General features: G+C 58.0%; 9 protein-coding genes and 4 pseudogenes. 5 read left to right on the top strand and 8 right to left on the bottom strand.

Annotation, left to right across the window (positions count from 1 at the left end):
• The coding region (locus tag ABIE33_RS31885; protein ID WP_429132513.1) for a Fic family protein at positions 1–652 on the bottom strand (652 nt) is incomplete at its 3' end.
• 235 nt (positions 653–887) lie between these two features.
• On the opposite strand from ABIE33_RS31885, the pseudogene ABIE33_RS31880 reads away from it, so the two are divergent.
• Positions 888–1774, top strand: a pseudogene (locus ABIE33_RS31880) (IS66 family transposase); the annotation flags it as partial.
• 1 nt (position 1775) lies between these two features.
• Here ABIE33_RS31880 and ABIE33_RS31875 read toward each other — a convergent pair.
• Both ABIE33_RS31875 and ABIE33_RS31870 read right to left on the bottom strand, forming a co-directional pair.
• A complete protein-coding gene (locus ABIE33_RS31875; protein ID WP_429132512.1) occupies positions 1776–2096 on the bottom strand; it encodes a hypothetical protein in 321 nt (106 codons plus the stop codon).
• A gap of 420 nt (positions 2097–2516) precedes the next feature.
• Entirely contained in the window at positions 2517–3530 is a 1014-nt protein-coding gene (locus tag ABIE33_RS31870) for a methyltransferase (RefSeq protein WP_429132510.1), read from the bottom strand.
• A 381-nt stretch (positions 3531–3911) separates the two neighbouring features.
• Here ABIE33_RS31870 and ABIE33_RS31865 point away from each other — a divergent pair, with 381 nt between their 5' ends.
• Positions 3912–5669, top strand: coding sequence for an adenylate/guanylate cyclase domain-containing protein (locus tag ABIE33_RS31865; protein WP_429132508.1), 1758 nt, complete (start codon positions 3912–3914; stop codon positions 5667–5669).
• A gap of 139 nt (positions 5670–5808) precedes the next feature.
• A pseudogene (locus ABIE33_RS31860) lies at positions 5809–5961 on the top strand (IS110 family transposase); the annotation flags it as partial.
• A gap of 283 nt (positions 5962–6244) precedes the next feature.
• Here the strand turns inward: ABIE33_RS31860 and ABIE33_RS31855 are convergent.
• From ABIE33_RS31855 to ABIE33_RS31845, 3 genes and pseudogenes are all read right to left on the bottom strand, one after another.
• Positions 6245–6610 (bottom strand): annotated as a pseudogene (locus ABIE33_RS31855) (IS6 family transposase); the annotation flags it as partial.
• 63 nt (positions 6611–6673) lie between these two features.
• Positions 6674–7429: pseudogene (locus tag ABIE33_RS31850) on the bottom strand (YoaK family protein); the annotation flags it as partial.
• Positions 7430–7580: 151 nt separating this feature from the next.
• A complete protein-coding gene (locus tag ABIE33_RS31845) occupies positions 7581–7850 on the bottom strand; it encodes a helix-turn-helix domain-containing protein (protein ID WP_429132507.1) in 270 nt (89 codons plus the stop codon).
• A gap of 104 nt (positions 7851–7954) precedes the next feature.
• On the opposite strand from ABIE33_RS31845, the gene ABIE33_RS31840 reads away from it, so the two are divergent.
• Together ABIE33_RS31840 and ABIE33_RS31835 are read left to right on the top strand one after the other, a co-directional pair.
• Complete coding sequence (locus ABIE33_RS31840; RefSeq protein WP_429132505.1) at positions 7955–8170, top strand: hypothetical protein; 216 nt, start codon at positions 7955–7957, stop codon at positions 8168–8170.
• Positions 8160–8372, top strand: a complete 213-nt coding sequence (locus ABIE33_RS31835) for an alkylphosphonate utilization protein (protein ID WP_429132503.1) — start codon at positions 8160–8162, stop codon at positions 8370–8372. The genes ABIE33_RS31840 and ABIE33_RS31835 overlap by 11 nt, the downstream gene beginning before the upstream one ends.
• Before the next feature lie 322 nt (positions 8373–8694).
• Here ABIE33_RS31835 and ABIE33_RS31830 read toward each other — a convergent pair whose 3' ends face one another.
• Complete coding sequence (locus ABIE33_RS31830; protein WP_429132501.1) at positions 8695–9150, bottom strand: YbgC/FadM family acyl-CoA thioesterase; 456 nt, start codon at positions 9148–9150, stop codon at positions 8695–8697.
• 361 nt (positions 9151–9511) lie between these two features.
• Positions 9512–10558: a DUF4365 domain-containing protein gene (locus tag ABIE33_RS31825; RefSeq protein WP_429132499.1), complete on the bottom strand. Its 1047-nt coding sequence runs from the start codon at positions 10556–10558 to the stop codon at positions 9512–9514.
• Positions 10559–10568: the final 10 nt, after the last annotated feature.

Raw genomic sequence — 10568 nt, 5'->3', positions numbered from 1 at the left:
CTCGACCGAGCCTACCGTTGCCATCTTCGAAGGGGTGGATGCTCTCGAAATAAATGTGGCCGATACCTGCACGTGTCAAAGCGGGGAGGGGGGCTTCACCGTGAGTTGCCGATCTGTTGAACCAATCCACGTAGGCGGCCATCTCTCCAGGTATTCGTACTGACGGTGGCGCTTCAAAGTGGATGATCGGTTTATCGTGGCGACCAGATACGATCTGCATGGCATCTTCGTGCGTTCGATATGCACCAATCGTTCCTATATGACGGTTTCCCGTCATCAACATTCCATGCCACCGAAAGAGCGTTTTATGGTTGAGAGGCTGCGACCATGTGCCATAGACGTCAGCCATCATTTCTGCGATCCCGCGTTCCTGCGGCTTGATCGGCCGGCTGTCTGCTTCTAGGCCGAACTGTCGGCGCAAAGAGGATTGGACGCTCAAACGATCGAGCATTTCTCCCTCGATTTGCGAGGTCTTCACCGCCTCTTCGCTGAGCAACTCTATGCGTAGTTGATCGCGTTCATCGTCGCTGACGTGGCGGATTGCGCCGATGACCTCACCAGATGACAAAAGGAATTGCCGTTCAAGCGGCTCAAGCCGGGAAGCGTCAAATCTGAATTCGGGCCACCCTTGCTGTGTCCAGTTCCATTTCATGAGCTATAGAATTCCTTTCTATAACTCACTTTTGTCCGAAATAATGAGCGATAGCAACCGCGCCTATAGCTCATCCGGCCAACATGAGCCTATCGGAGCCCCAAGGCCGATTCCATCTCTCTGGCTTGGGTGGCAGGGGAGGAGGAGTGTTGAAGGGACGGTCCGGTCGCAGGTAGAGCCGGCCGCTTCGGGAACGAATGGCGACATTTCTGGGAATGAGCGGGGGGCGGCCGACACCCAGATTGGCGGCGAGCGTTTTTCCGCCTTTCGCACTAGCTTCTCCAAATCGCGGCTCAATTTCCTGTCCGCCTTGCGGGCGGGTCATCAGGACTATGTTCTCAATGACGAAGCGATGAAGTGGCTGAAGGCGCATGGCGTCGAGCACGCGATTATGGCCAGGCTCAAGACCAATCCCCCAGCAGTATTCACCGATCAGGTTGCGTTCCTCGAGCGTTTGGCAGCAAGGGCATCGATATCCTCGACCGACAGCTTCTGCGTCCTGTTGCGGAGGCGGCGATCTGGCGCGCCATCCGCCATCACGACCTGCTCGGCGGCACGGTGATCGTTTCGGACGATGCGGGTCAGTTCCGTGTCGCCAACCACGCCTTGTGCTGGATCCATGCGGAACGCCTGCTGCAGAAACTGATGCCCACGACACCGAAGCAGGAACGGCTGGTCACGACGATCCGTGACCTTGTCTGGCGCATTTTCAAGGCGCTGAAGGTCTGGAAACAACAGCCTTCACCGCAGTTGATCACCGGGTTTCGGCGCAGGTTCGACAAAATATTCGCGCTACGTACCGGTTATACCGAGCTCGACAAGTTGCTCTTGCGCCTCCACAGACGAAAGGTCGAACTGCTCAAAGTTCTCGAGCACCCGCATATTCCCCTGCACACCAACGCGTCGGAGAACGATATTCGTTCCTTCGTCACCAGGCGCAAGATCTCCGGCGGCACCATAAGCCTCGACGGCCGCATTGCCCGCGACGTCATGCTCGGGCTGATGAAGACCTGCCAAAAGCTCGGCATCTCCTTCTATCATTTCCTGGGGGATCGCCTCGGGTTGGGAAGCTCAGGACGGCCAATTCCACCTTTGTCGCAACTGGTCATGATGGCGAGCTAAATCAGGCCTTTCTCGAAAACGGCACCAACTTTCCGGCCTGGCCTTCGTCAGGTCGCTTCTCCTTTCGCAGCAGTTGCGGTGAGACATTCCATTGCCGGGCGTTGTCGCCGTGCACCGTTACCGTTTTGCGGTTTCGACGGATGACGATTCCGGCCTGCGTCTGGCCGCTATTGTCTTCGAACATCACGCGCTCGCCGATCGCCAGTTCAAGCAAGGCATGCGTCGTCTTCTGCTGATGCAGAAAGTGGAGCCGATCGACGACCGCATCGTGCAATTCGATCAGCTCTGCTTCACTCAAGCCGTCAAGGTCGATCTTCTGCATGCTGGCCTCCATCCGGTGCGATCGTCACTCCGAAATTCGACCAATGCAACGCGGATCGCCGGCTACCCACAACATCATCAACAGAATGTTTCGGCGCCGCCACCCTTTTTGCCCCAAGTACGTAACCGGGGGTAACCGGGCAGATTGGGTGGCTCTAGCTTTTACTTCCCGATTTCACTTGAAGCGCTAAGCTGAACACCCGGTCCGCAATTTTTGCCTAACCACATCATGCTTGGGGAGGGGCCTTTAAAGCCAGACGCTCGGTGAGATTGCTGCGGAATCGACCGCGCGGCCGCCGATGTTTGCGCGTTATCTTAGCCGAAGCGTGCCCATGCTGTTTTTGAACGTAGCGCTCCTCGGTATCGGTTGAGGAGGCAAGGCCGGCGCGTAACAAATGGCTGGTCCAGTTGCAGTTTCCGTTCAGTCGGGCTTGAAGCCGATCACCATCGAGTCCGGCCCCAGCAACGGCTCAACGCGCGTGGACACGAAACCGGCGTCGCGCATCCAGGCCTGGCAGTCGGCGCCGGTGTAGTCGAAACCTCCGCGGGTCTCGATCAGCATGTTCAGGCTCATCAGGAGGCCGAAGGCGTTGCTGCGGCGCTCGTCGTCGATGACGGCGTCGTAGACGATCAGCGCTCCGCCTTTCGGCAGCGCGGCGAACGCTTTTTCCAGCAGCATTCTTTTCTCGGCAAGATCCCAGTCGTGCAGGATGTGCCCCATCACGATCACATCCGCATTCGGCATCGGGCCGTCGAAGAAGTTGCCGCTTTGGAAGCGGATGCGGTCAGCGAGGCCCTGCCGGGCGATGAACTCGTCGAATATCGGCTGCACGGCGGGCAGATCGAAGCCGATGGCCTTAAGATGTGGATGGGCTCGCGCGATCACCACCGGCACCATGCCCTGCGCCGCGCCCACATCGGCGAAGATCGTGTATTTCGACCAGTCGAACCTGGCGGCAATCGCCTGCGCCGCACCGGCGCTGATCCCGCTCATCGCCTCGAGGAACCCGCGCAGCCTTGCCGGCTCCGCATAGATCGCGGCGAAGAAGTCCTCGCTGTGCTTGGCTTCGTTCTGCGGCTCTCCCGTGCGCAGGGCTTCGGTAAGCGAGCCCCAGAAACCGTAGAGCCGGGCATTGGCCATTTCGAGGATACCGCCGATATAGGACGGCTTCGCCTTGTCGAGGAAGAGGTCCGTATCAGGGGCATTGCGATAGCGGCCGTCCTCGCGTTCCAGCAGCTTCAGGGCCACCAGGGTGTCAAGGAAGTCGCGGGCCGAGCGGGGATGCAGTTTCAGCCTGGCCTGCAGGTCCGGCAGGTCGGCCGGGCCGGCTGCGAGCTCGGTAAAGATGCCGAGCTCGACCGCGCTGAGCATGGCCTTGGAGGCCCAGAACCCCATGCCGAGCTGCATGATGTTGCCCGGCGTCGTTGCGCCCATCGCTCGTCTCCTCATGGATCGTGTCGTCGAACGGCATCTGGGATTGGTGCGGAAACCGAAGCGGTCCGGCGGCGCTGCGAAGCTGAGGACGTCCCGTCTCGTCGAGGCGCCCTGCAAGGGAAAATAGAGCGTTTTGCGATGGGGTGCAATTAATCAAGAACCACTATCTTGGGACACGTGGCTGACGGAGCGATTGTTCCCACCGCCAACGACGGAAGAAACCGCTTCGGCAAGTTCAGGCGGCACTCTCGTGAGACGTCGCCATATGACCGGCTCAGTGGTATCATGAACCAGCACGGTCGCGGTGTCGGGCAGCCAGATGGTGCATGTCGCGTCAATCGCCTGGCTTCATCCGGCGGATCTCCTGAGGGGGAGACAGCCATGGCAACTGCAAGAGCAGAGCGGCGGCTGGCCGCGATCCTGGCTGCTGACGTCGTCGGCTATTCCGGCCTCGTCGAACATGACGAGACTGGAACGTTGTCGGCCCTCAAGGTTCTGCGCCGGGAGGTGATCGATCCGCTGCTGGCCGAGCATCAGGGCCGTATTGTCAAGCTGATGGGCGACGGTGCGCTCGTGGAGTTCGGCTCGGTCGTCGATGCCGTCGCGTGCGCGGTCGCCATCCAGAAGGGGGTTGCCGAGAACCAGGCCGATATCCCGACGGAGCGACGCATCATCTTCCGGATCGGCGTCAATCTCGGTGATGTGATCCACGAGGTTGATGGGGATCTCTACGGCGATGGCGTCAACATCGCGGCCCGCCTCCAGACCTTGGCGGATCCAGGCGGCATTTGCATTTCCGGCACGGCGTACGATCACCTCCAGGGCAAGCTTGACTGCGACTACGAGTACCTCGGCGAACGCGCGCTCAAGAACATGGAGCGCACGGTGCGACTGTACCGCCCCCTTCTGGAAAGGACGACCGCACGAACGGCATCGCCCAGGCCCGCACTTCCGGACCGACCATCCATTGCAGTGCTGCCGTTCAACGCCATGAGCGCCGACCCGGAGCAGGACTTCTTCAGCGATGGACTCACCGAGGACATCACCACCGCGCTATCCAAGCTCAAGGGCTTCTTCGTGATCGCCCGCAACACGATGTTCACCTACAAGGGAAAGCCGGTGGATGTGCGCGCCATCGGGCGCGAACTCGGGATCCGCTATATTCTCGAGGGGAGTGTCCGTAAGTCCGGCAACCGGATGAGGGTGACCGCGCAGCTCATCGATGCGGCCTCCGAAGTTCATCTTTGGGCCGAGAGGTACGACGGCGACCTCGGCGACATCTTCGTCATTCAGGACGAAATCACCGCAAGCGTCGTCGGCCGCATCGGGCCGGAACTCCTGGCGGCAGAGCATGCTCGCGAAAGCCCCAAGCCGCATCATGGCCTTGATGCTTGGGAATGTGTCGTGCGGGCGGTGTTCCTGTGTTCCCAGTTGTCTGAGGAGAGCAGCCGGAAGATGCTCCCCCTGCTCGATCGGGCAATCGGACTGGCTCCCGGTTATGCCCAGGCGCTCGCCATGAAAGGTTGGATTACCATGTGGCGCGCGTTCCAGGGGTGGGAGGACATGGGATACGCCCTGGCCCTTGCCAGGGATTTCGTCCAACAAGCCATTGCCGCGGACGATAAGGAACCGTGGACTTACCTTGCGCAGGCGATGATAGCCTTTGCGACGCGTGACAATGTTTTGGCGGTGGCAGCGATCAGCCAGGCTGTAGCGATCAACCCCAACTCCGCGTTTGCACACGGCCAGTTGGGACTTGCGCATGCCAACGGGGGCCGCGCGGCGGACGCCATTCCTTGCATCGACTACGCCCTCAGACTGAGCCCGCGCGAGGCTTTTCTCGGCGACTTTCAGTTTTACTACGCCATGGCTCATTTCCAGGGCGCGAATTACGAACTTGGATTGAGTTACGCGCGGGAGGCGCATCGCTTGCGGTCCGGCCACGCGGTTCCGCTGGTCATCGGCACGGCCTGTGCCGGACTTCTGGACAACCAGGAGGCTGCCACGGACTTGCTCGGACGGCTCAAGTCGCTAGTCCCTGACATCTCACGGGACGCCGTCGCAGCAACATCTTCTTTCGTCCGCGCCCAGGATCGGGCGCGTCTCATCGAGGGACTTGCCCGTGCCGGCCTGCATTGACGGGTTGGATTGACCTGAGAACCGATCGCTTGCCGGAGAGGAGCGTTCCTGGCAGCATGTCGCGACGACTTTCGAAATTGTGACTTGGTCATCCGCCGGCTTCCTTAGTGCTTCTGCGAAACCCACCCTAAACTTCATGGCTTGGGCCATGAACGTCGCCAAGAGGCGAGGGCGCCAAAAAGCCATTACCGCATTGGCGCGCCGGCCGGCAGTGATCATGCACCGCATGTGGAGCGATGGCACCGAGTTCCGCTGGACGAGGGAGGGACTGCCAACCGCCGTGCACGCATGACCCGGCCATTGATCCAGACAAGATAACGGTTTCCGCATTCGTGCGGAGAAGAAGTCCCTCGCGAGACGACGGATGAAGTAAGTTCGGCCCTCACCTTGTATCGACCGCTGTAGGCGATCAGGACGTCGGTGCAGATTGTTCTGCTTCATTCTTCTGACCCCATGGTGGGAGGGCTATGACGGAGAAGGAGCATCGAAGATGCTTGACCTCGACCCGCCGAATAGAGACGGTGAGGGGAGGAATGGTCCGTCGTTGCCAGGATGGCGACCCATGGGGAGGCCGGCACCAGGCGCTTAGCGGCCTTGGCATTTCGGCGGCTTTGCACGAGAACTTCTAGAACAAAGCCGTCTTGATCCACGGCACGCCACAGCCAATGCTTCTTGCCGCGGATCGAAACGACGGCCTCACCGAGGTGCCACTTGTCACCGAGACGACCGGCTGAGCGGCGGCGGATCTCGTTCGCGAAAGCGCGGCCGAATTTCTCCGCCCACAGCCGAATCGTCTGATGCGAGACCACAATCCGTCCTGCCGCCAGCATGTCCTCGACCATCCGAAGGCTCAAAGGAAAGCGGAAATAGAGCCAGACGGCGTTCGCGATGATCTCGGCGGGAAAGCGATGGCGGCGATAGAGAGGATCACGGATCGCCACAACCCGTCATCGCACAACGAGTTGCAAGTTCCGTTAACTTTACGATGCTCTTCATCAGAGCAATCGCCAGAGTCGCCTTAGGTGAGCTGACATGTCGTCGACGATGGGCACGGCCGCCAGCACTAGGAGAATGGCCGCCAGAAACAGTGTCGTAGCAAAGCCGAAGTGCTTGAAACCCACCGCCCCGATGATGCCACCGGTGAAGAATAATGTGACGAGGACAGCCAGCAGCTTCAGCTTCTGACGATCCGCTCGCACGAACGGCTTCTCCGGGTTTTCTCGTGATGCGTTCCAGTAGAACAGTTTGCCGAGCTCGATACCGATGTCTGTGACCATCCCGGTGACATGCGTCGTCCGAATTCTAGCTTCCGACAGTTTGGTTATGATGGCGTTCTGCAAGCCCATGATGAAGCACAACAGCATGACGGTCATCGGCACGAACAAGCCTGCATGACGCACGAGGTGACCACCGAGCAGACCAAAGCAAATCAGCAGTACAGCTTCCAAACCGAGTGGAAACGCGTACTCGCTCTGCAGATGCTGACGCCGGCCCCAATTGACCAAAACTGCAGAACAAGCAGCGCCGGCGACGAATGACAGCACAGCGCCAAATCCGGAAAGCACCAGCACGACATCGCCGAGGACTATATTGTCGGCCATGGATGACACGATGCCGGACATGTGGGACGTGTACTGCTGGACCGCAAGAAAGCCGCCGGCATTGGCCGCTCCTGCAATAAAAGTCAAAAAAAGTGCGAGGTGCCGATTGGCCTCTTCGTCTCGCTCTTTTCCGGTCAGCCGGCGCAGATAGACAATCATGAGCGAACGCTGCCGTTCAACGCCAACACACGCAAAGAAGAGAAGAAGAGGTGCGAGGATAGCCTCATCATTAGATTCCGAAACCTAGAGAAAGAGAAGCAGGACAATGATGGATGTGAACGCCGAGTGCGGGTGGACCGTTTGATCTAGTTCAGCCTGCCCAAGGGCGCGCCTCTGCATGCCGGAACCGGACGCCCCGTCCGCAGCCGTTGCTATGCGCATGTTCGCCAAGCAGTTCGATGCCGGCGCGGTTGAGCGCTTCGATGACTTTCATCAGGCTATCGACGATGCCTCGCACGTTGCCTCGACTAGCTTCCATTCGTTGGATCGTTGGCAGGGAGACCCCAGCCATCTCGGCCATGGTTTTCTGGTCGATATCGAGGAGTGCGCGAGCGGCACGAAGTTGGGCGGCGGTGATCAACGAGGCGTCCATGTTTGCATATGAGGAATGGAATTAATAGCATTATTATTGATGTAAAAAGCGTCAAGATAAAACAATAAAATGTTGATCGACACTTGGCATGAATGACGTCGGCGATTACTGTTGCCCGTATGACCCAACGCTACAAAGCCTTTAAGGAACTGGACGGGACATGGACCGTCGTCGATGCTCGCACCGAGCGGCCCGCCGAAATGGGCAGCCGCACCGTCATCGGTATGAACCAGCAGGACGCTGAGGAGTTTGCCGAACTCTTTAGTAGGCTGGATGCACAGAAGCAGGAAACAAGTCATGAACGTTAAAGACAGCAACGGCACGCCGCTCAGTGACGGTGACTCGGTCACGCTCATCAAGGACCTGAAGGTGAAGGGCACCTCCATCACCCTTAAGCGGGGAACGTTGATCAAGAACATCACCCTCACCGGCAATGAGGAGGAGATCGAGTGCCGGGCAGAGAAGGTGAAGAATTTGGTGCTGCGGACAGAATTCCTGAAGAAAGCCTGAACTGACGCCGCGCGCCAGCGCAATGAGCACAAACGGACTCCCTCTCATCCCGAGAGGTCTCGTCCATGTGCCGTGGCGACCATCGCTTCAGTCTCCCTCTACATTCCCAACATGACGAAGACCAGCATTGCAATGGGTACAGCGACGCATAGCGTCAGCAGTGCGTCTGCGCTAACATTTCGCCAGCACTGGGTTCTCGTATTTATATGAGAGGATCTCATCGTCTAGCCCTCCATTCCATTCGCTGTATTTTACTGCGATTTCGAATGGAAATCCTTGAGATTTGCATGATGCCCAGATTGTCGGTGAAGCAAGGTAGGCACTACATATTTTGCGGGCGGAAAAGCCGCTTCCATTCCTTTGGGAAGCGCTGAGGGCGGCCGTATTGATCAACGAGTGCGCATTCAATCTGCGCATTGACCAGAATTTTGCCGCTTCGCGTGATCCTCTGTACCACAAACACCCTGGCCCCAGAAATATCGGCGGTCTTTGTTTCTATCGTCAGCGTATCGTCCAACCGTGCCGGTTGCCGGTACTCAATTTCCAGTCGCCGGATGATCCAAACGACTTCATCACCTTGTTTTCGGTCGGTAAGGTTAGCGCGGTGTCCGCCCACTAGCCGCAGATACTCGATCCGTCCGCGCTCAAGGAATTCAAGATAACGTGCGTGATAAACAGAGCCAGACAAATCCGTGTCTGCATAATAGACGCGTGCTTCAAGCAAGTGACCTGTCTCGGTTAGTGCTCCGGCGAGCGTAGCTGGTTCACCGGTCGCCAAACCGTCTGGCTCCTCCATTTCGTTAGTTATCGACGGCATCAAAATCCCTCATCGCGGCATGTGCGTAGCAACAGAACATGTCATGCCAATGCTTATCATCGATGGCCAAGCGGTCGATACTGCAGCGGCACGGCAACGCTTTGTGTCGATCGTCTCCGCCTTCAGAAATCTCTTCGTTCCGTCCCATCCCACACGCTCAGCATTTGCCATCCACGCCAGCGCCCCGCAATGGAAAGCCGTGACCACAAGATCCGCTTGAAATTCGCTCGTAACGCTTTCACGCCGAGATACATCAAGCAAGCTGACAACACGGCTGCATCTTATTCCGCGATATCTGTGTGAACCCGCTTCGTGAAACGAATTAACCTTCCCTATTGTGCGGATCGCGAGACCCTCGCCGGTTGCGCCAGAATTCTTGTTCCTCTTTCTCCGTTACGAAGTCCTCGGGTTCCGGAGGGAACGGTTCGTCATTCTCCGGATAGCCGGCCTCAAAGAAACTCTCGGCCTCTAGGTACGCGTGAGCTGCAGGCCTGAGCTCGACATCCAAAATATGCACGGCGACTACCCCGGAATATTCCGAAATTGGTTCAGCATATGAGTAGGTCGCCCAAGGGAAAAGCTTGGTCATGATCTCATGGAGACTAGGCGCGCGCAGATGGTAGTCAATTGTTGCAACCAACTCCTGCTCTTCGTCCTCGCCGATGTAAATGCGAAGATTGCGGAACGACAGGTTCTGGTTTAGCCATTCGTCCCACACAAAAAACGTCGTCTGATCCTGCATCTCCTCCATAAGGGCACGGTCGAGTGCAAAAGCAGAGCGTATCAATGGCTCTGGATCCGAGGATATGGCCTCATCGAAAGAAAGCCTGGCAGAGGCATCCAGCACGTTCGTCGCAGGAATGATAATCGCCCATCCCGTTCCGGTTGACTGACAAAGCTGTTCTTCAACCCGCCGCCACAGCACAAGACCAGTTTCGCGGGTGACGATGACCACGCAAACCGGCAATGAATGTTTGCTCCAGTATTCCAGGTGCTTGCTTTCTCCGTGAAAGATATAGTCGCCGTCTCTCGTCTTGAACCAAGACTGCCCGAACCTGATTTGCAGCGCTATAAACCTTCCTGTCGGGTTGCCGGCGTTTAGGATTTCCGCTTGCGCATCGACGCCGATATCCGGCTCGTATCGTTTGCGGAAAAACCACCTTGGATCACCACGGAAAACTTTTTCGACCGCGTCTATACCTTGGCACGCAGTCAAATCCTCCTCAAAGATATGAGGCCTGTTCTTGCGCGACCGACGTGATGTAGTTGGTGGATTGATCCGGTGTCGAACAGCCGCAAGGGCTGTCATTGCAACGGCGACGAACCGAGCGCCTATTGCGATAAGTCTAGCCTGGAAAAGTCCAACCATGGAAGATTGC

It is taken from the genome of Ensifer sp. 4252 (assembly GCF_050434565.1).
GTDB lineage: Bacteria > Pseudomonadota > Alphaproteobacteria > Rhizobiales > Rhizobiaceae > Ensifer.
This window is presented reverse-complemented; position numbering and strand designations above follow the sequence as displayed.